Source organism: Acinetobacter sp. YH12227 (assembly GCF_013417785.1).
Classification (GTDB): Bacteria; Pseudomonadota; Gammaproteobacteria; order Pseudomonadales; family Moraxellaceae; genus Acinetobacter; species Acinetobacter gandensis.
Genome location: NZ_VPDH01000012.1, coordinates 17444 through 36404, shown reverse-complemented (window position 1 = coordinate 36404; position 18961 = coordinate 17444). Strand labels below are relative to the sequence as shown.

Annotated in this window: 22 protein-coding genes; 6 read left to right on the top strand and 16 right to left on the bottom strand. The window is 39.6% G+C overall.

Annotated elements, in window-relative coordinates:
* Window positions 1-142: 142 nt before the first annotated feature.
* Together FTV09_RS04340 and FTV09_RS04335 are read left to right on the top strand one after the other, a co-directional pair.
* Window positions 143-1024: a LysR family transcriptional regulator gene (locus tag FTV09_RS04340; protein ID WP_180056954.1), complete on the top strand. Its 882-nt coding sequence runs from the start codon at window positions 143-145 to the stop codon at window positions 1022-1024.
* Window positions 1025-1039: 15 nt separating this feature from the next.
* On the top strand, window positions 1040-1357 hold the full coding sequence (locus FTV09_RS04335; RefSeq protein ID WP_180056952.1) for an NGG1p interacting factor NIF3: 318 nt from the start codon (window positions 1040-1042) through the stop codon (window positions 1355-1357).
* A 208-nt stretch (window positions 1358-1565) separates the two neighbouring features.
* On the opposite strand, the gene FTV09_RS04330 is transcribed toward FTV09_RS04335, so the two are convergent.
* Window positions 1566-2339, bottom strand: a complete 774-nt coding sequence (locus tag FTV09_RS04330; RefSeq protein WP_180056950.1) for a nitroreductase family protein — start codon at window positions 2337-2339, stop codon at window positions 1566-1568.
* Between the two features lie 94 nt (window positions 2340-2433).
* Window positions 2434-3234: an enoyl-CoA hydratase-related protein gene (locus FTV09_RS04325; protein WP_078192396.1), complete on the bottom strand. Its 801-nt coding sequence runs from the start codon at window positions 3232-3234 to the stop codon at window positions 2434-2436.
* A 106-nt stretch (window positions 3235-3340) separates the two neighbouring features.
* On the opposite strand from FTV09_RS04325, the gene FTV09_RS04320 reads away from it, so the two are divergent.
* The gene (locus tag FTV09_RS04320; RefSeq protein ID WP_067765211.1) at window positions 3341-3910 is read left to right on the top strand and encodes a nicotinate-nicotinamide nucleotide adenylyltransferase; all 570 of its coding nucleotides are present in this window, start codon (window positions 3341-3343) and stop codon (window positions 3908-3910) included.
* A gap of 89 nt (window positions 3911-3999) precedes the next feature.
* Window positions 4000-4572 (top strand): YceI family protein, encoded by a 573-nt coding sequence (locus tag FTV09_RS04315; protein WP_067765749.1) that lies wholly within the window; start codon window positions 4000-4002, stop codon window positions 4570-4572.
* 8 nt (window positions 4573-4580) lie between these two features.
* Here FTV09_RS04315 and FTV09_RS04310 read toward each other — a convergent pair whose 3' ends face one another.
* Complete coding sequence (locus FTV09_RS04310; RefSeq protein ID WP_180056948.1) at window positions 4581-5498, bottom strand: LysR family transcriptional regulator ArgP; 918 nt, start codon at window positions 5496-5498, stop codon at window positions 4581-4583.
* Window positions 5499-5637: 139 nt separating this feature from the next.
* Between FTV09_RS04310 and FTV09_RS04305 the strand changes: the two genes are divergently transcribed.
* Window positions 5638-6249, top strand: a complete 612-nt coding sequence (locus tag FTV09_RS04305; RefSeq protein ID WP_180056946.1) for a LysE/ArgO family amino acid transporter — start codon at window positions 5638-5640, stop codon at window positions 6247-6249.
* Window positions 6250-6348: 99 nt separating this feature from the next.
* Here FTV09_RS04305 and FTV09_RS04300 read toward each other — a convergent pair whose 3' ends face one another.
* The 5 genes from FTV09_RS04300 to dapD all read right to left on the bottom strand — a co-directional run bounded on the left by FTV09_RS04300 (window position 6349) and on the right by dapD (window position 9702).
* Window positions 6349-6804: a peroxiredoxin gene (locus FTV09_RS04300; RefSeq protein WP_180056944.1), complete on the bottom strand. Its 456-nt coding sequence runs from the start codon at window positions 6802-6804 to the stop codon at window positions 6349-6351.
* A 133-nt stretch (window positions 6805-6937) separates the two neighbouring features.
* Window positions 6938-7345: a hypothetical protein gene (locus FTV09_RS04295; RefSeq protein WP_074383343.1), complete on the bottom strand. Its 408-nt coding sequence runs from the start codon at window positions 7343-7345 to the stop codon at window positions 6938-6940.
* A gap of 13 nt (window positions 7346-7358) precedes the next feature.
* Window positions 7359-8030 carry a 7-cyano-7-deazaguanine synthase QueC gene (queC, locus tag FTV09_RS04290; protein WP_180056942.1) on the bottom strand — a complete coding sequence of 224 codons (672 nt, stop codon included), beginning with the start codon at window positions 8028-8030 and terminating at the stop codon, window positions 7359-7361.
* A 26-nt stretch (window positions 8031-8056) separates the two neighbouring features.
* Complete coding sequence (gene queE, locus FTV09_RS04285) at window positions 8057-8767, bottom strand: 7-carboxy-7-deazaguanine synthase QueE (RefSeq protein ID WP_067765191.1); 711 nt, start codon at window positions 8765-8767, stop codon at window positions 8057-8059.
* Between the two features lie 113 nt (window positions 8768-8880).
* Window positions 8881-9702 (bottom strand): 2,3,4,5-tetrahydropyridine-2,6-dicarboxylate N-succinyltransferase, encoded by an 822-nt coding sequence (gene dapD / locus FTV09_RS04280; RefSeq protein ID WP_067765188.1) that lies wholly within the window; start codon window positions 9700-9702, stop codon window positions 8881-8883.
* A 375-nt stretch (window positions 9703-10077) separates the two neighbouring features.
* On the opposite strand from dapD, the gene carO reads away from it, so the two are divergent.
* Entirely contained in the window at window positions 10078-10785 is a 708-nt protein-coding gene (carO, locus tag FTV09_RS04275) for an ornithine uptake porin CarO (protein WP_180056940.1), read from the top strand.
* Between the two features lie 74 nt (window positions 10786-10859).
* Here carO and FTV09_RS04270 read toward each other — a convergent pair whose 3' ends face one another.
* The 8 genes from FTV09_RS04270 to FTV09_RS04235 all read right to left on the bottom strand — a co-directional run bounded on the left by FTV09_RS04270 (window position 10860) and on the right by FTV09_RS04235 (window position 18923).
* Window positions 10860-12083: a transport of long-chain fatty acid gene (locus FTV09_RS04270; protein ID WP_180056932.1), complete on the bottom strand. Its 1224-nt coding sequence runs from the start codon at window positions 12081-12083 to the stop codon at window positions 10860-10862.
* A gap of 148 nt (window positions 12084-12231) precedes the next feature.
* Entirely contained in the window at window positions 12232-13155 is a 924-nt protein-coding gene (locus FTV09_RS04265; protein ID WP_067765182.1) for a CysB family HTH-type transcriptional regulator, read from the bottom strand.
* 54 nt (window positions 13156-13209) lie between these two features.
* Complete coding sequence (locus FTV09_RS04260; protein WP_180056930.1) at window positions 13210-14271, bottom strand: sulfate/molybdate ABC transporter ATP-binding protein; 1062 nt, start codon at window positions 14269-14271, stop codon at window positions 13210-13212.
* A gap of 11 nt (window positions 14272-14282) precedes the next feature.
* Window positions 14283-15170 carry a sulfate ABC transporter permease subunit CysW gene (gene cysW / locus FTV09_RS04255; RefSeq protein ID WP_067765178.1) on the bottom strand — a complete coding sequence of 296 codons (888 nt, stop codon included), beginning with the start codon at window positions 15168-15170 and terminating at the stop codon, window positions 14283-14285.
* A complete protein-coding gene (gene cysT, locus FTV09_RS04250) occupies window positions 15167-16000 on the bottom strand; it encodes a sulfate ABC transporter permease subunit CysT (RefSeq protein ID WP_067765176.1) in 834 nt (277 codons plus the stop codon). Before cysT ends, cysW begins: the two co-directional genes overlap by 4 nt.
* Before the next feature lie 86 nt (window positions 16001-16086).
* Window positions 16087-16692, bottom strand: coding sequence for an alpha/beta hydrolase (locus tag FTV09_RS04245; RefSeq protein WP_067765174.1), 606 nt, complete (start codon window positions 16690-16692; stop codon window positions 16087-16089).
* A gap of 33 nt (window positions 16693-16725) precedes the next feature.
* Window positions 16726-17739, bottom strand: coding sequence for a sulfate ABC transporter substrate-binding protein (locus tag FTV09_RS04240; protein ID WP_180056928.1), 1014 nt, complete (start codon window positions 17737-17739; stop codon window positions 16726-16728).
* Window positions 17740-17915: 176 nt separating this feature from the next.
* On the bottom strand, window positions 17916-18923 hold the full coding sequence (locus tag FTV09_RS04235; RefSeq protein WP_180056926.1) for a sulfate ABC transporter substrate-binding protein: 1008 nt from the start codon (window positions 18921-18923) through the stop codon (window positions 17916-17918).
* Between the last annotated feature and the right edge of the window lie 38 nt (window positions 18924-18961).

The following is an 18961-nucleotide window of genomic DNA, read 5'->3' as shown; positions in this document are numbered from 1 at the left end:
GTATGTGAAGCGCAAACTTGGAATAGTCCGCAGTCTAGGCAAATGATTTTCCGAGTAGAATGGATATTCATATAAACTATAGATCTATTGGTATTTTGACTGCATGACACAGGTGATGTAGTGAGTGTGTGGAGTGAAGTGAATGGAATTACGACATTTACGTTATTTTGTGACGGTGGCGAAAGAACAGAGTTTCACTAAGGCAGCGGAAAAACTATTTACAGCACAACCATCACTCAGTCAGCAAATTAAAGATTTAGAGCAGGAGGTTGGGGTGCAATTATTTGAACGTTCTGCTCGTAAAGTCTTACTGACCGACGAAGGGCAGGCTTTTCTGAAATATGCAGAGCAAGCACTAGAAAATGCCAAACAAGCTGTAGCAGCAGCTCGCCACGTGGCGCAAGCTAAAAATAATCAAATACATATTGGCTTTTTAAATGTCGCAGAATTGAAAATTATGCCGAGTATTTTGGCGCAATTAAAACAACATATCCCTGATTTGAAAATTCATTTACATAGCTTGACGTGTACAGACCAAATCCAAAAACTCAAAAATACCGAATTGGATATTAGCTTTACTCGTTATCACTTAAGTCATGACGACTTTACCAATATTCAGGTTTTAAGTGAGCAGATCTATCTAGTCGGTGCAGCGCATCTGCATCCATCAGATCGCATCTTAAAACTTCAAGAGTTAAAAAATCACACCATTATTATGTGTGAACAAAATGCTTCTCCTGTTTTTTACGATACCTTAAATGCCTTGATTCCTTTTGATCAGCATCAACATGATTATATGCTGTGGGTAACAAATGTCATGCAGCATTTAAATTTGATTAATATGGGCATGGGCCTGAGTTTTGTGCCCGAATATTTACTCAAATTTTTAAATGATTCGGTCAAAGTCATTCAAACAGATGTGGAATTACCGAAACTAGGTTTATATGCAACCTATCCGAATGCATCGAATAATGTTGCATTGAAAATGATTTACAGTGCTTTAAATAATGTAACTGCACAATAGCGTCTGGAATAACCAATGTTAAAACTGATTTATTATGTACCTGAGTCTCACTTAGAGTCGACTAAACTGGCCGTATTTGAAGCAGGAGCAGGCGGTATAGGCAACTATGAACACTGCGCTTGGCAAGTAATTGGAACAGGGCAGTTTAAACCTGTAAAAGGTGCAAATCCATTTATTGGTGAGTTGGAGCAGCTAGAGTCTATCCCTGAATGGCGAGTGGAAACCATCGTGCCTGAAGATAAAGCGAGTGAGGTCGCAAGGGCTTTAAAAGTAAATCATCCTTATGAAGAGCCAGCATTTGAGTTTATTCAAATGGTGGATATTCAATTTTAATGATGCTTTTAAATTTTTAAGTTATAGAAAAAAGTAGATACACGAAGGGTGACATGGATGTCACCCGTTAGACAGAGATTCAAGGATGAATCTTCTGTCTAACAAGGGATTTTGGTTACTTTGATCCTTCAAAGTAACGTAATACCTACGCGTTATAAACTAAAGTCACGTAGCTAATTGTGGTTGTGACTATTCTTTTGAAAGCAAATTATATTTTCTGAATAAACAGCTCACGATCAAAACGATACTGAGGAAAGAACACGCCATCTGCTGCTCGTTCACCAGCACCAATTACCATCACAGGATATTGCTGATGATTCAGTCCGAGTATTTTATTCACCATTGGCTCATCAAAACCTTCCATCATACAGCTATCAAAACCATAGGCACGTAAAGCTAAAACTAAGTTTTCGCATGCTAACGCTGTGGTTTTACTTGCCCATAATTTCGCATCGGCTTCATTAAAGGCAGTCACAGGTAATTGTTTATCGAGTGTGCGTGCAACTTTGAAAGCTACTTTCTTAAAGTTACCTAGTGAGTTGAAGTAACCGGTTTTATAGTTATAGGGAATGAACTTGTAATATTTTAGAACAGCGGCAGGGGCTTCAGGAAATGGAAATTCAGAAATATTACGTTTTGCCATTTCATCAACACGGTCAGTACGTGCGACACAAACAATCAATTCCGCTGCTGTTTTTGCAGCTAGTTGCCCTAAGCAAGCTTTCACTAATTGTTTTTTCTTTGTAGGGTTTTGAACGACGTAGAATGTCCACGGTTGTAAATTGGATGAATTGGGTGCAAGCAAGGCGAGGTCTAAGCATTCATCTAAAATGTCGTTTGGAATGGCCTTGTCGGTAAACTTACGTACAGAACGACGGCTTTGTACAACTTTTTTAAAATTCTCGATATCGATGCCTTCAGGCGCAGGCTCGTAGTAGCGTTTCTTTTCAGGTTTATTGTCAGTTTGTGATGCTGCAGTCATGTGGAAACATCCAGTTTTTTAATTTAGAAAATAGATTGGGGCTGAGATGAAAAAAACCACCCAAATATGAGTGGTTTTTTAGTTCCATTACAAATTAATTGAACTGAGAGAAGTCAGGTTTACGTTTTTGCATAAAGGCTGCAACAGCTTCCATCATTTCTGGAGAGCCTACTCGATCCATGAAAATTTCAGCTTCATGGTCAATCCATGCCACGATTTCATCTACATTATGTTTCATTAATGCTTTTGATTGAACCAAAGATGCTAGTGGAAGTGCAGATAACTGTGCTGCTTTTTTCGCAGCTGTCGCATAAGCATCTTCTTCAATGCTATTGACCAAATTTGCTGAAAGCGCTGTCGCACTATCAAACTTCTGAGCAGTTAACAGTAATTCCGCCGCTTTATGGTAGCCGGCTTGTTGAACCAATAGCTTGCTCGATGCACCTTCAGGCGATAGACCAAGGCTCACAAACGGAATTTGGAATAGGGCAGTATTGTCGCTGTAGACTAGATCGCAATGAAGCAGAATCGTAACACCAATCCCAATGGCAACACCGCGAACCGCAGCAATCAGCGGCTTAGAAAATTGAGCAGCGGATTTTAATAAAATAAACGGTGCGCCTTCAGAAGCTGGAGCTTGTCCTTTTTGAGCAGCAGATTTCATAAAATCTTGCATGTCATTGCCCGCACTGAAGTCAGCATCTTGACCACGGAGTACAACTACACGCACTGAAGTATCCTGATCAGCTTCATCTAATGCTTTTGCAATCCACAGATATAATTCTGTATACAGCGCGTTCTTCGCCTGAGGTCGGTTGATGGCTAAGGTCAGTACGCCATTGTCCAAATTCGCATTCAAATGTTCATGGGGTTGTTGAATACAGCTCAGTGTCATCGTACTATCCTTGCTTAATAGTTTCATTTTGATTTTATGCCCGACATTATGTCGCATATTTCACTTGGCGGCACAACTGCTCAGTTCATAAAAAGTTTGATTTGTTATGAAATATTCATTTGATTATTTGGTTTTCATTGGGCGCTTTCAGCCCTTTCATTTTGCACATTTAGAAACCATTAAAATTGCGTTAGAGCAAAGTCAAAATGTGTTATTGGCATTAGGATCTGCTCAGAATGAAAGAAATTTAAAGAATCCTTTTCTTGCAACTGAACGTGAAGAAATGATCTTGTCGAATTTCTCAGAACAAGATCAAAAGCGAATTAAGTTTGTCCATGTTATTGATGTCTATAACAGTGAGAAATGGCAAAAATTAGTCAAAACTCTTGTTGCAGATGTCGTGGAAGAGGGCGCTAAAGTTGGACTTATTGGACATTTTAAAGATGAGTCTTCTTATTATTTAAATCTCTTCCCTGAATGGCCGATGGTCGAATTAGAAAGTTTAGCAGGTGCGATATCAGCGACACCTTTAAGAGAAGCTTTTTACCGTGGTGAGATTTTACCTGATGCATTTCCTGGTGGGACAATCGCGTTTTTACAAACCTTTCAACGCACCGACATTTATAAACAACTTCAACACAAATTTTTGACTCAGGATAAAACGAACCTGATTTAAAAGCCGTTACTATGCTTATGTCCCTCATTACGCAACGAGGTGATCTAAAAAAAGAAGACTTATAATAGGAGTAGATGATGTGGCAGCGCATGGAAAACTCGGCAAAGCGATTAACCAAATATTTTACAGCATTCTTATGCTTAGCCATGTGTTCGCAACTTTATGCGACAAACTGGACACTGACGCCAAGTAGCCAAATTAGTTTTGGCATTAAGTCAGTAGGTTTGTCTATAGTGGAGGGGCGTTTTAACCAAGTTCAATCGCAACTTGTTTTTGATCCTGAATTGCCGCAACGTGGATTGGCAACTTTGGTCTTGGATGTCGATAGTTTAAGTTTGAGTAAGCCGAGCCTAAAAGGGTTGATTTTAGGCAGTGAGTTTTTTGATGCAGCCGAATTCAAGCAGGTCACATTTAAAAGTACATCGATCAAACCTATTGCTTATGCAAAATATCAGATCTATGGCAACCTCACATTACGTGGTGTGACTAAGCCTGTGATATTTGATACGACCTTAACGCCTACAGCGAACAATGCAAAATTACTGGATGTACGTGCGACAACAACCATCAACCGTAGCGATTTTGGCATGCGTAAAGCATTGGGTGGTGTAGGTGAGCAGGTCACAATTCAACTCAAAGGGCAATGGAAACCAGCTCAATAAATACTAACCTAGGCTGTAAGGTGTGTATGCTCACTTTTCTGCATTTTTAAATGTGCACTTCGAACCAAGACTTCGGTGATTTTTTGTAGTTGTAGCGATTGTTGATTCCAATGATGCCAATAAAGCTCTAGTTCATGCTTAAACTCGGGCAAAATTTCGATTAATTCACCATATTTCAGTCGATTGCCAATTTGATAATCTGGCAGCATACCAAAGCCTAAACCAAGCAAAATTGTTTCTACAAATGCATTTGATGATGGGATGAAATGATGTGGATAGCACTGTGGACTGAGACCAAATTGTTTTTGAATTAAATCTGTATGGAGATGATCTTTGGCATTATAAATAACCGCAGGAGCATGTCTTAGGCTTTCGCGATGAATGCCTTGTTGAAACCATCTATTAATAAAGTTGGGTGTCGCAACCATTCTGTAAGTCATCGAACCAATTCGCACAGCTTGGCAGCCTTTCATCGCATACTGTTCAGTCGAGATGCATGCATTGACTAAGCCAGCCTCCAGTAGATGATGAGTTTGACTTTGATCATCGACCTTTAAATGCAATGCAATTTTTTCTTCAATGAGGACATGCTGTAGTGTGCTGAGTAACCAAGTTGCGAGTGAATCATCATTGGTTGCAATATTGACTTGATAGAATCCGTTAGCAGCAGATTTACCTGTAAGCTGTTGTACCAATTGCTGCTCGAGCAAGCGGCTATGTTGTAAATAATGCAATAAGGCTTCACCTGAAGAAGTGACGCGACAAGGCCGTTCTCTCACGATCAGTAAATGACCAAGTTGTTTTTCGAGCTGCTGTACACGTAAAGTGATTGCGGAAGCCGTTAAGCACAGGCGCTCCGCAGCGAAATCAAAACTACCTGTTTCAGCAACAGCAAGAAAAGCTTCACACTGTTTACTATTAAGCATATTTACACTCCGCTACAATTAAATCAAAACATTTTCACAGCTAAGTTTATTTTAGTTTGAGTGATATTAATTTAGAAATAATCAATTTAATTTTTAAAGTTAGATAATCAAATAAAATCTAATATGTCTGTAAATAATCATGTTTTCTACTTATTTTCATGGTCTTGCACTGGGTTTAAGCCTATGCGTTGCAATTGGGCCACAAAATGCTTTTGTTTTAAAGCAAGGATTAAAATGCCAACATATTTTGTGGATATGCCTGATTTGTACATTGTCAGATGCCATATTAATTGCTTTAGGTGTGCTGGGCTTTTCGGGTTTGATTCGATCTTATCCTGATTTACTTACATGGGCGAAATATGCAGGCGCAGCATTTTTAATGTTTTATGGTTGGCAGCATTTTCAACATATGCGACAAGGTGGTCAGGCCTTGAATCCAGCAGGGCAGTCTGAAGCGCATCTAGGACAGATTGTACTGATTTGTTTGGCTTTTACTTGGCTCAATCCACATGTATATCTGGATACAATCGTGTTAATTGGTTCGGTTTCGACTCAATATCAAACACATTCTATGGCCTTTGCTTTTGGTGCAATGAGTGCATCATTCGTGTTCTTTTTTGCTTTGGGGTATGGGTCACGATATTTATTGCCAATATTTCAACATCCACGTTCATGGCAAATATTGGATGGTATCATTGCCTTAATGATGTGGGGAATTGCAATTTCTTTGTTGTGTAGTGTGAGTTTTTAATAATTTAGTGTGCTGTATTTAGCTTTTCAACAAGTAATAAAAAGCCCGATAAATTCGGGCCTTTTTTAAAATCTATTTCAGGAAGTGACACCTTAGATCTTAAGCTTGTATGCTTTTTAAATCTTCAAGTACTTGTTCTGCATGGCCAGCCGCTTTGACTTTGCGATATTCTTTGATCAATTCACCGTTATGGAAAATGAACGTTGAACGTTCAATGCCCATCACTTTTTTACCATACATATTTTTTTCTTTAATTACGTCAAAGTGATGACAAAGGGTTTCTTCTTTATCACTGATTAAATTAATGCTTAAATTTTGTTTTTCTGTGAAGTTCTGATGAGCTTTTACAGAATCTCGAGAAACACCAAATATAGTGGTGTTCAAAGTGTCAAACTGATCTTTTAAACATGAAAATCCAACAGCTTGTGTGGTGCAACCTGGTGTTGAGTCTTTTGGATAGAAATACACAATTAACCATTCCGTATGAAGTTCAGCAAGGTTAATTTCACCAGTCGTTGTTGGAAAAACTTGATTAGGTAGAGTTAAAGCAGACATGTAAGTTCCTTACTTTGATTCCGCCCTAAAGGCAGCAATTATCGTGTTTTGATGTCATTCATCATACAGAATTTGTCATGAAGTTAAAGCCGTAAAAAAAGCCTGCAATTGCAGGCTTTTCTTGTTTTCTAACTTATTTTTTTGCTTGCGCAGATTTCATTGCTTCTTCAGTTAAGGTTTTTAATTTACCAGTTAACTGAGGACCGAAGCATGCTTGTAAATCTTTATTTTGTTTTTGAACAAAAGCAAGTGTTGCAGGGCTTTTCTTCTGGTTGATTGTGCTTTGGATTTCCCATTTTTGAGCATTGGTTAAACGACCATCTGCCTCAACAGCACAAGTACAGTATTTACTAACTTCAGCAGCAGTTAGTTTTTTACCTTTGCCAGTTTCTTCTTTACAAACATTAATTAACGAAGATTTAACGTTAGTGCTCTTATATGCTTGTTGAAGCTTGTCGTTGTCAGCGTGAGCAACTGAAGCAAACAATGCAGCTGCAGAGATAGCAGCAGAAAGAATAATGTTTGATTTTAAATTTTTCATAAACCCTACCTTGTTATTTCGGTATGTAACGTGTCGGATCTTCAACACCTGCATCCGCAAAACCTTGTTTACGCAGACGGCAGCTATCGCATTTACCGCAAGCACGACCTTGGTCATCTGCTTGATAGCAAGACACCGTTTGACTGTAGTCTACGCCATGTTCTATGCCTAAGCGAATGATATTTGCTTTGGATAAATGTAACAGAGGTGTTTCAAATTTAAGTGGTTTTCCTTCAATACCGACCTTTGTTGCAAGACGAGCCATGTTGGCAAATGCGTCAATAAATTCAGGGCGACAGTCTGGATAGCCTGAGTAATCAACCGCATTAATGCCGATAACAATCGCTTCTGCACCAAAAACCTCGGCAGCAGCAAGTGCATACGAAAGGAAAATGGTGTTACGTGCTGGTACATAAGTTACAGGAATACCGGTTTGTTCATGATCTGGTACTTCAATGCTATGGTCTGTTAACGCAGAACCACCTAAGTTACCCAAATCAATATTAATGACACGATGTTCTACACCAGCTTGCTGAGTTAATACACGAGCAGCATCAAGTTCAGTCGTTGAACGTTGACCATACATAAAGCTCAATGCGATACACTCATAGCGTGCTTGAGCCCAAGCTAAACATGTAGTTGAGTCTAAACCGCCAGACAATAAAACTATGGCACGAGGGCGCATATGCATTACTCCAAATTTTTTAAAACTTAACGACCAGTTTCATCGTTCCAAAGCAATTTATGTAACTGCAATTGAAAGCGAACAGGGAGATGGTCTTCTAAAATCCATTGTGCTAAATCACGTGCAAGTTGAGGTAAACGAACCGCACCTTTTTCTACTGCGAATGCAGGGGAGAACCAAATGGTGCTCACTTTTTCGTTGAGTTTATATTGTTCAACTTGCTGTTTTGACCATTCATAGTCTTCACGGTTACAAATCACAAATTTGATTTGGTCGTGTTGAGTTAGATGATCGAAGTTGCTAAGCAAATTTCGTGCAACTTCACCCGAAGTTGGGGTTTTTAAATCCATAACTTTAGAAACACGCGGATCAACTTTAGAGACATCTAAAGCACCGCTGGTTTCTAATGAGACTTCGCAGCCTAAATCGGCAAGACGCGTCATTAATGGTAATGCGTTCGGTTGAGCAAGCGGCTCACCACCCGTCACGCAAATATAAGGCGTTTTAAAATCTAACGTGGTTTGAATAATTTCTTCTAATGATTGGCGTTCACCGCCTTCAAACGAATAGGTGGTATCGCAATAGGTGCAACGTAATGGGCAACCGGTTAAACGGATAAAGACTGTTGGTAAGCCCGCAGTATTGGCTTCACCTTGCAATGAATAGAAAATCTCCGTGATACGTAAACCCGCAGACGGATCAGAAACAGGAATAGTGGAAGATCGAAGGGTACTCATAGCAAAATTAACCAGATATAAAAAAACAAAAAATCTCTACGATCATTTCTAATCGTAGAGACGAGGAGCGTTTAAAGCTCCTAGGAACATAAATGCTCCGGATAAATTAAGACTTAGTCTTCGCGTAACAAATCGTTCAAGCTTGTTTTCGCACGAGTTTTCGCGTCAACTTTTTTCACGATTACTGCTGCATATAAGCTGTATTTACCGCATTTAGATGGAAGGCTACCAGAGACAACTACAGAACCAGCAGGTACACGACCGTAATGAATCTCGCCAGTTTCACGGTCATAAATCTTAGTAGATTGACCAATGAATACGCCCATAGAAATTACAGAACCTTCTTCTACGATTACACCTTCAACGATTTCAGAACGTGCACCGATGAAGCAGTTATCTTCAATAATTGTTGGGTTCGCTTGAAGTGGTTCAAGAACACCACCAATACCAACACCACCAGATAAGTGAACGTTTTTACCAATTTGTGCACATGAACCAACGGTTGCCCATGTATCAACCATAGTACCTTCGTCAACATACGCACCGATGTTTACATAAGAAGGCATCAATACAACGTTTTTCGCTTGGAATGAACCTTTACGCGCAACAGCAGGTGGAACTACACGTACACCAGCAGCTTTAAATTGTTCTTCAGTCCAATCAGAAAACTTAGTATCAACTTTGTCATAGAAGCGTAGATCACAAGCTTCCATTGGTTTGTTGTCATTTAATTTGAATGATAACAATACGGCTTTCTTAATCCATTGGTGAACAACCCATTCACCATCAATTTTTTCAGCAACACGTAATGAACCATTATCAAGGCCGGCAATAACTTCTTCAACGGCTTGACGGATTTCAGCTGAGCAGTCCGCTGCTGTGAAATTCGCACGGTCTTCAAACGCTTGTTCAATGATTGTCGAAAGCTGAGACATGTTCTTCCATCCAGAAAAAAATTTTCCAAGATTTTACACTAAAACGTGTCAAAAATAGATGAAAAAACAGCTAAAGATCGGAATTAATAATTAAACACAGACGAAATACTAAAAAACAAAGGTGATGTACTTATCAATGTAAATTGAATTGTAGAAAAAATACACAAAATATACAGCCAAAATTTCGAAGTCTCTTAAAATTATGGCATGCAGAAATAAAAAAACTATTATTAATCAACATTAAATTCAAATTGTATCAAAAGTTAACAAAAAGTCAGTAATTCTGCATAAAAGTTGAGCGACCATTCATTTAAGATGTGCCATATAACAAGATTGAACGAAATCTGAAAAACAGTTTATTTTGAGGAGAAACACATGAAATCATTAGGTTTATTGACTATTGCAGCAGTACTTGCAGCTTCTGCTGGTTCAGTAATGGCTGACACATCAGTTGTTCACGATGGCTATGCATTTGACCAAAATCAATTAATTCCGACAGGTGCTCGTTTAGAAGTAGGTACGACTGGCTATGGTGGTGCATTACTTTGGACTGCTAATCCTTACGTTGGCCTTGCATTAGGTTATAACGGTGGTGACATTTCTTGGTCTGATGATTTGTCTGTTGATGGCGTGAAATACGACATGGATATGGACAATAAACTCGCTTACTTAAATGCTGAAATTCGTCCTTGGGGTGCGAGTGCAAATCCATGGGCACAAGGTTTATATGTAGCTGCGGGTGTAGGTTATGTAGATACTGAGTATACACTTGACAAACGTCGTAGAGGTGATACACCAATTGAAATTGGTGGTCAAGATACGAGCTTTACACGTGTAAATGGTACAGTTTCTTACGATAACGATATTGCACCGTACGTTGGTTTAGGTTTTGCTCCAAAGCTGAATAAAAACTGGGGCGTTTTTGGTGAAGTAGGTGCATATTATACAGGTAACCCAACAGCCAACTTAACAGGTGTTGGTGATGATCCATTAATCCTTGCTGATCATGAACGTAAAGTTGAACAAGATGATAAATACGAATGGCTTCCAGTGGGTAAAGTTGGTGTAAGCTATCACTGGTAAGTTTTCATAAAACACATCTAACAAAAAAAACGAGCTTCGGCTCGTTTTTTTGTTACATTTTCTATTTTTCAACATCAAAAATGATGGCCAATTTTCAAGCCGTAAACAAACGCATCATTATCATCTACACTTGATAAACCAGAGATGTGAGAAGAACTTGGACTAGTGGGTATCGATGGTTTAGAAAATTTCAAATAATAAAGTCCACTTGCAATGAATGTATCAGCATTAAACCTCAACATATTGCCCAAACCTATACCACGGTAACCATCACTTGGATTTAATGTTGATGCTGGGTTTCCTGTGCCATTATCCCAAACGAACTCTAATCCAGTAAGTAAAGAAGGGTTCCATTGATGAGCAAACCCAATTTTTCCCGACCACTGATCTTTTTTATAGTCAATCAATTTAAGCTTTGCTAATTCAGCATAACGCGGATCAAGCGAGGCATAATGAAGTACAGCTGTGAGTTGCGGTGGCTGAATAACAAAATCCTGCCAATTAACCCAACGTACACTGCCATAGGCAATGTTTTTGGAACTTAGTCCCGTTTGTAGTTCTAAATTCACCGATTGCGGTGTTTCAAATGTTGTGTGAAATTCAGGGCTCAGTGTAATAGGACCATTGGAATACAATGTGGATTCACTGGTTCTATTCTTGTGTGTAATTTTAGAGCGGTAGGTTAAGCTGGTTTTAATTGCATATTCAGGATATTGATAACTGAGCCCAGCGAGCCATCCCAAACCATTGTCATTCTTAAAGTGAACATCATAGCCATTCAGGGCGTCGTATTGTTGTCCTGAGACTTTTAAATTTCCTTTAAATGATTGAGCACTTAAACCAGTATAAAAGTTCCAATTTTTAGTGGGTTGGTAGCCTAAGAGACCAGTAAAGTTGTGAGTGCTAAAATTGATATCAGCAGCTTCGATTTCAATTCTGGAACCATCGGCTAAGCTTGGGCTATAGACGTAACTAACATCAGTTTTAAATGGTTGTTCGTAAATTAAGCCCGTCGAAATTTTAGCGTGTAGTTGAAATTTTAATGCGAATTTTGTTGTGTATTCACGCTGTACGAGGTTGCCGGTAGAAAATTCTTGAATGCCTAATTCAGCGATATATTCTTTATATTGTACCTCGCCATCAACTTTGGCATCAAAGATCGCAAGGTTGATTTCTGCATAATTATTAGGCTCGAGGAAGGCTGAAATGTTTTGATCCATTTGTTCAAGCGCAGCTGCCTGAACAAATTGAAAAGGTACACCCAACGTCACCGCAAAATAAAATATTTTATTTTTCATAAAGCCCTGGCTGTCACAAAAGTTTTAAATTTATTATTTTCAGTTTATATTTTAATCAAATATTTAAAAAAAGCCATGTAAATGTCATGGGTATTCAAAAAAATTCATAAAAAAGAGGGCAGTACGCCCTCACTATTGTTTTAAAGTCTTAATCTTCAGGATATGCGACTCTTTTTAGTGCTTTGATATCTGCATCGGGTGAGCACAGAGAAATAAACTCATAACCATAGCCACGCAGTAAATGACCTTTGCGTACGGCAATCCAAGTTGTATTTACACCAAAGATGTCGGTTGGAATTTGTTTAAGTCGATAATCACGTTCGGTGTCATAAGCGACATCATTGACAATACCAACACCCATGTTGAGCTCGACATAAGTTTTAATGACATCGGCATCAAGCGCTGACATGACGATATCAACATCAAAGCCTGACTCTTCAAAAGCTTTATCAATTTTTGAACGACCCGTAAAACCACCGTGATAGGTGATGATTGGGTAATTAGATAAATCTTCAATTGTAATATTTGATTTTTGCGTAAGTGGATGATTTTGTGGTGTAATGATACTGTGCTGCCAATTATAATAAGGCACACTTGCAAGGTTATCTTCGGTGGTTAAAGACTCTGTTGCAATACCAATATCGGCTTCACCTTGAAGCAACATTTCAGTGATTTCAACAGGACTTGCTTGTTGCAAAATCAGATGAACTTTGGGAAATTCTTTTTTAAATTGATTCACGATAGGTGGTAAGACATATCGCGCTTGCGTATGCGTTGTCGCAATGGTCAGTGTACCTTCATCGACTTTGTTAAAGTCATCTGCTAGACGTTTGATATTGTCTGCATCGACCAACATGCGTTCAACGATACCGAGTAAGGATTGGCCTGGTTCAGTTAAACCAAGTAGGCGTTTACCTTTACGAATAAATAATTGTACGCCTAGTTCATCTTCTAGGTCTTTAATGTGTTTACTTACACCAGACTGCGAGGTGTAAAGTGCAGCAGATGCTTCAGTTAAATTAAAATTCTGACGTACAGTTTCTCGAATAATTCTTAATTGTTGGAAATTCATAATCTTTTATACCTTAAAAGAGGATGGGGCGGTAATTGCCCCATCTTTTCGTCTTTATGCGACTTGATTTTCAAATAAGTGCAATGCAGTTGCACTTAACCATACCGTTTGATTTGGACGGAACTGATGTGCTTTTGCTTCATCAGGTGTCAATGAAATTTCAATCAAGTTCCCTTGACGGTCATTCAGCTCAGCAATCACTTTACCTGCGATCCATAATTCACGGATAAAGGTCGCTTGGATGGCATTTTCCTGCGGTTGTGCATGTATACGTAACTCATCAGGACGAGCAAACGCAATAACATTACCTTGTGGCGCGTTTTCAGGTTGTGGTAAACGCACTCGGTCTTCACCAATTTGAATCACGCCATTTGAACTTTGACCTTCAAAACGGTTTGCTTGACCTAAGAAATCAAATACAAACGGTGTTGCAGGCTTTTCATAAACTTCACGCGGGGAACCAATCTGTTCTACATTTCCTTTATTCATCACAATGATTTGGTCTGCAACTTCAAGCGCTTCTTCTTGGTCATGTGTAACGAAAATTGAAGTAATGTGTAGTTCGTCGTGCAAGGTACGTAACCAACGACGTAATTCTTTACGAACTTTGGCATCAAGCGCGCCAAATGGTTCATCGAGTAGTAATACGCGAGGTTCAACGGCTAATGCACGAGCAAGCGCAATACGTTGACGCTGACCGCCTGAAAGCTGTGCAGGATAACGGTCTGCCAAGAAACCAAGTTGTACAAGATCGAGCAAACGAGTTACACGCTTTTTAATGTCAGCTTCAGTTGGACGCGTTGCACGTGGGCGAACACGAAGACCGAATGCGATGTTGTCAAACACAGTCATGTGGCGGAACAAGGCATAATGCTGAAATACAAAGCCAACTTCACGTTCACGGACATGAACTTGCGTTGCATCTTCACCTTCCAAAATGACTTGACCGCCGTCAGCAGATTCTAGACCAGCGATAATACGAAGCAGTGTGGTTTTACCGCAGCCTGATGGACCAAGTAGGGCAACCAATTGACCATCTGGGAAGTCTAAAGAGATATTTTTAAGTGCATGGAATGCACCAAAGTGTTTTTCAATATTTTTTACTTGAATACTCATGAGGTCATTCCTTAAGAAACTTGTGAATCTTCTTTACGCTTGTCTTGTTTTTCCTGACGAATCTCAACCCATGTTTTTAAAATAAGGGTCACAATCGCAAGGAGTGCCAGTAGAGATGACACAGCAAAGGCAGCGCTAAAAGTGTATTCGTTGTAAAGGATTTCTACGTGTAGCGGTAAAGTGTTGGTTTCGCCGCGGATATGGCCTGAAACCACAGATACAGCACCAAACTCGCCCATTGCTCGTGCATTACACAGAATCACGCCGTAGATTAAGCCCCATTTGATATTCGGTAAGGTCACTTTCCAGAAAGTTTGCCAACCAGACGCACCAAGTACAATGGCAGCTTCTTCTTCTTCTGTACCCTGTGCTTCCATCAACGGAATGAGCTCTCGTGCAACAAAAGGCACAGTAATAAACACAGTTGCTAGAACAATTGCTGGAACCGCATACAAAATTTTGATGTCGTTATCCATTAACCAGCCACCAAGCCAGCCTTGCGTACCGAATATCAATACCAACATTAAACCTGCAATAACAGGTGAAACAGAGAATGGCATATCAATAATGGTGGTTAAAATCGATTTACCACGGAAATTAAATTTCGCCACAGTCCATGCGGCAGCTACACCAAAAACTACGTTAAGTGGTACGGCAATCACTGCAGTAAGTAAGGTGAGTTTAACCGCTGACAAGGTATCAGGATGTACTAAAGCTTGTAGGTAAACGCCAACACCTTGTTTAAATGCTTCAACAAAAACCAAAATTAATGGCAAGATGAGGCAGCTTAGAAAGAAAATCAGCGCAATGATAATTAAGGTATAGCGCACCCACGTAGGTTCACGGGTCGCATCGCGTGACTGTAATTTTTCCGCAAGTGCATTACTGTTGACATTCATCGTGCAGTTCTCCCTGTGCGGCGACTTGCCCAAGCTTGTACTAAGTTAATCAAGAACAAAATCGCAAATGAAATTACTAGCATGACAACAGCGATGGTGGTTGCACCTGCATAGTCATATTCTTCTAGGCGAGAAATAATCATCAATGGCGCAATTTCAGTCTTAAATGGCTGATTACCAGCAATAAAGATTACAGAACCATATTCACCCACGCCACGAGCAAATGCTAAGGCAAAACCGGTTAATAGAGCAGGGAATAAAATTGGCAAAATCACTTTGGTCACAATCTGAAAACGGTTTGCACCGAGTGCAGATGCAGCCTCTTCAAGTTCAGTTTCCAAGTCACTTAGAACGGGTTGAACGGTACGAACGACAAATGGGATACCAATGAAGATGAGTGCCAATGTGATACCAATAGGGGTATAAGCAACTTTAATACCAATCGGTTCAAGATATTGACCGATCCAACCTGTAGGTGCATATAGTGAAGTTAATGCAATACCTGCAACAGCTGTGGGTAAAGCAAAAGGTAAGTCTACTAATGCATCGACAATACGTTTACCTGGAAAGTTGTAACGTACTAAACACCAAGCCAGTAATAAGCCAAATACCACATTGACTAGTGCAGCAATAATTGCGGCACTAAAACTTAACTGTAAAGACTTCAAAATTCGCTCTGAGCTCAAAATGTCCCAAAGTCCATCCCAACCAATACCGAGCGATTTAATAAATACCGCTGAAAGTGGGATGAGAACGATTAATGACAAATACGCTAGGGTAAAGCCTAGAGAAAGACCAAATCCTGGCAGCACTCGGGATCGCTGCGACATGATTACTCCTCAAAAAGAGAAAGGCTGACAGTAGAGGTCAGCAAAAATTTAAAAAATGAATTCGCGACAAGCATAGTTAGCAGTGCTTAAAAAGCAAATTTAAATAAATACTTGTGATCATCAGTTATATTGATATGTTGCATAGAATTTTCTGAAATTAAGTAATTGTAAATTTCAGGGAATGGGCCAAAACCCGATGCAACATTAATATGTCCAACAGCACCCATATTGACCGGATATAACTTCCAAGCGTCAGCAAGTTGCTTGGCATCGTCAAATGCTAGCCAAGGATCATTTTCACTGATCAACATGGTTGCGGGTACACGAATACTTAACTGATGAAAGAACGCTTTGTAGTCTGTCGCACTATTACGTGCGAAACCATTTTCACCAAAGCGAGCCGGGTTTGCTGGTGCAACCAAAACTAAATTTTTAATTTTTTGATTTAGTTCAGGGTGCAGCGCAAGTGCAGCTACTGTGGTTAAGCAGCCAAAGCTATGAGCCACAATTTGAATATCACCTTGCAGTGGACGAACAGTTTTTAAAAATTGTTTGATCCAGTCTTTAAGTACAGGGTGATTCCAGTCTTTTTGTTGAACACGAGAGCATGACATCAGTTGACGCTGTAACCATGATTGCCAATGTGCATGTTCGCTTCCGCCTACACCAGGGACAATTACTGTATGTGTCATGTCAATGCTCCTTATTCAGTCAATGCGGTGGGTTTATTTACCGTTGTTGGCTTTTACGATTTGGTCAAATACACCGTCATTTTCGAAATGTGCTTTTTGTACATTCTTCCAACCACCAAACTCTTTATCTATCGTAACGAGTTTTAAAGGCTGAAAAACTTTACTGTACTGTGCCAATGTTTTTGCATCACGTGGGCGATAGAAGTTTTGAGCTGCAATTTGTTGGCCACGAGGTGAATAAAGGAAGTTTAAATAACCTTTGGCTAAATTTAAGTTGCCTTTTTTCTCGGCATTTTTTTCAACAATCGCAACAGGCGGTTCAGCTAAAATTGAAAGTGATGGAGTCACAATTTCAAATTTACCTGGTTGTTCACGAATAGCTAGATGCGCTTCATTTTCCCAAGCCAATAAAACATCACCGATACCTCGTTCAGCAAATGTTGTCGTTGAACCACGTGCACCTGAATCAAGGACTTTGGTATTTTTATAAATTTTACGAACAAATTCTTGTGCTGTTGCATCACTACCGCCTGCTTGGTGTTTAGCCCAAGCCCATGCAGCTAAATAGTTCCAACGTGCACCGCCGGAGGTTTTTGGGTTTGGGGTAATAATGCCCACACCCGGTTTCACAAGATCGCCCCAGTCCTTAATCGCTTTTGGGTTGCCTTTACGGACAAGGAAAACAATCGTTGATGTATAAGGAGTTGAGTTGTGTGGTAGTTTCTTTTGCCAATCTGCTGGGAGAAGTTTGGTTTTTTCAGTTAAAACATCAATGTCAGCAGCTAAGGCAAGCGTCACAACATCGGCATCCAAACCATCTAACACAGCACGTGCTTGTTTACCTGAACCACCGTGTGATTGTTTGAAATTAATTTTTTGACCTGTACGGCTTTCCCAATATTTACTGAAGTCTTTATTCACACTCTCGTACAATTCACGCGTCGGGTCATAAGATACGTTTAAAAAATCTTTTGCTGCTGCGCCAAAAGAAACCGTCGAAATGACTGCAGCAAGAACACCCAATTTTAACTTTGCGGAAATACTCATGTGAACCTCAATAATTTTTACTTTATCTGTAACATGGGTGAAGAATAGCGCCAATCTTTATGCATAAAAAATAATTAAAAACGAATTTAATATGAATAAAAAAGATAATAAAGAGTGTGGGTGTAAAAAAGCACCGACCTAATGTAAAAGATCGATGCTTTAGTGAAATGCTTAACTTATTTTGAATTATTGGTTTTTACAATTTGATCGAAAATACCGCCATTTTCAAAATGTTTGTTTTGTACTTTGCCCCAACCACCAAACTCTTTATCAATCGTGACGAGTTTTAAAGGTTTAAATACATTTTTATATTTCGCTAAAACTGCTGCATTACGTGGACGATAGTAATTTTGTGCGGCAATGGTTTGACCTGCAGGTGAATATAGATAGTTCAAATATGCCTTGGCTAAGTTTTCATTACCGTCTTTTTTCACATTCTTTTCAACAATTGCCACTGGTGGCTCAGCTAAAATCGATAAAGATGGTGTAATGATTTCAAATTTACCGGGTTGTTCGCGCACAGCCAAATGTGCTTCATTTTCCCAAGCCAGTAATACATCACCAATGCCGCGTTCAGCAAATGTTGTCGTTGCACCGCGAGCACCTGAATCAAGTACTTTGGTTTGTTTATAAATCTGACGAACGAATTCCTGAGCTTTACTATCGTTACCCGCAGGTTGGTGTTTAGCCCAAGCCCATGCAGCTAAATAGTTCCAACGCGCACCTCCAGAGGTTTTCGGATTTGGTGTAATAATGTCAACACCTGGCTTGATCAGGTCGCCCCAATCTTTAATAGCCTTTGGATTGCCTTTACGCACAAGGAAGACAATAGTTGAGGTATAAGGTGTCGAGTTCTGTGGGAATTTTTTCTGCCAGTCTTTAGCCACTAAGCCACGTGCTGCAATTTCATCAATATCGGCAGCAAGTGCAAGTGTGACTACATCGGCATCTAAGCCATCAATGACAGCACGTGCTTGTTTACCTGAGCCGCCATGTGATTGTTTATAGTTAATGTCTTGTCCTGTGGTCTTTTTCCAATATGCACCAAAGTCTTTATTAAAGTTATCGTACAACTCACGTGTAGGGTCATAAGAGACATTTAAGAAATCTTTGGCCGATACGCTGAATGCTGTTGTCGAAATTAACGCAGCCAATACCCCAATTTTTAGTTTTGCAATGTTCATGTGTGCCTCATTTTTGTACATGTTTTATTTAATGAAGT

What these genes read in the sequence shown, in the direction of transcription:
- FTV09_RS04340 (WP_180056954.1), top strand. Translation starts at nt 143, where the DNA reads ATGGAATTACGACATTTACGTTATTTTGTGACGGTGGCGAAAGAACAG.
- FTV09_RS04335 (WP_180056952.1), top strand. Translation starts at nt 1,040, where the DNA reads ATGTTAAAACTGATTTATTATGTACCTGAGTCTCACTTAGAGTCGACT.
- FTV09_RS04330 (WP_180056950.1), bottom strand. Translation starts at nt 2,339, where the DNA reads ATGACTGCAGCATCACAAACTGACAATAAACCTGAAAAGAAACGCTAC.
- FTV09_RS04325 (WP_078192396.1), bottom strand. Translation starts at nt 3,234, where the DNA reads ATGACACTGAGCTGTATTCAACAACCCCATGAACATTTGAATGCGAAT.
- FTV09_RS04320 (WP_067765211.1), top strand. Translation starts at nt 3,341, where the DNA reads ATGAAATATTCATTTGATTATTTGGTTTTCATTGGGCGCTTTCAGCCC.
- FTV09_RS04315 (WP_067765749.1), top strand. Translation starts at nt 4,000, where the DNA reads ATGGAAAACTCGGCAAAGCGATTAACCAAATATTTTACAGCATTCTTA.
- FTV09_RS04310 (WP_180056948.1), bottom strand. Translation starts at nt 5,498, where the DNA reads ATGCTTAATAGTAAACAGTGTGAAGCTTTTCTTGCTGTTGCTGAAACA.
- FTV09_RS04305 (WP_180056946.1), top strand. Translation starts at nt 5,638, where the DNA reads ATGTTTTCTACTTATTTTCATGGTCTTGCACTGGGTTTAAGCCTATGC.
- FTV09_RS04300 (WP_180056944.1), bottom strand. Translation starts at nt 6,804, where the DNA reads ATGTCTGCTTTAACTCTACCTAATCAAGTTTTTCCAACAACGACTGGT.
- FTV09_RS04295 (WP_074383343.1), bottom strand. Translation starts at nt 7,345, where the DNA reads ATGAAAAATTTAAAATCAAACATTATTCTTTCTGCTGCTATCTCTGCA.
- queC (WP_180056942.1), bottom strand. Translation starts at nt 8,030, where the DNA reads ATGCGCCCTCGTGCCATAGTTTTATTGTCTGGCGGTTTAGACTCAACT.
- queE (WP_067765191.1), bottom strand. Translation starts at nt 8,767, where the DNA reads ATGAGTACCCTTCGATCTTCCACTATTCCTGTTTCTGATCCGTCTGCG.
- dapD (WP_067765188.1), bottom strand. Translation starts at nt 9,702, where the DNA reads ATGTCTCAGCTTTCGACAATCATTGAACAAGCGTTTGAAGACCGTGCG.
- carO (WP_180056940.1), top strand. Translation starts at nt 10,078, where the DNA reads ATGAAATCATTAGGTTTATTGACTATTGCAGCAGTACTTGCAGCTTCT.
- FTV09_RS04270 (WP_180056932.1), bottom strand. Translation starts at nt 12,083, where the DNA reads ATGAAAAATAAAATATTTTATTTTGCGGTGACGTTGGGTGTACCTTTT.
- FTV09_RS04265 (WP_067765182.1), bottom strand. Translation starts at nt 13,155, where the DNA reads ATGAATTTCCAACAATTAAGAATTATTCGAGAAACTGTACGTCAGAAT.
- FTV09_RS04260 (WP_180056930.1), bottom strand. Translation starts at nt 14,271, where the DNA reads ATGAGTATTCAAGTAAAAAATATTGAAAAACACTTTGGTGCATTCCAT.
- cysW (WP_067765178.1), bottom strand. Translation starts at nt 15,170, where the DNA reads ATGAATGTCAACAGTAATGCACTTGCGGAAAAATTACAGTCACGCGAT.
- cysT (WP_067765176.1), bottom strand. Translation starts at nt 16,000, where the DNA reads ATGTCGCAGCGATCCCGAGTGCTGCCAGGATTTGGTCTTTCTCTAGGC.
- FTV09_RS04245 (WP_067765174.1), bottom strand. Translation starts at nt 16,692, where the DNA reads ATGACACATACAGTAATTGTCCCTGGTGTAGGCGGAAGCGAACATGCA.
- FTV09_RS04240 (WP_180056928.1), bottom strand. Translation starts at nt 17,739, where the DNA reads ATGAGTATTTCCGCAAAGTTAAAATTGGGTGTTCTTGCTGCAGTCATT.
- FTV09_RS04235 (WP_180056926.1), bottom strand. Translation starts at nt 18,923, where the DNA reads ATGAACATTGCAAAACTAAAAATTGGGGTATTGGCTGCGTTAATTTCG.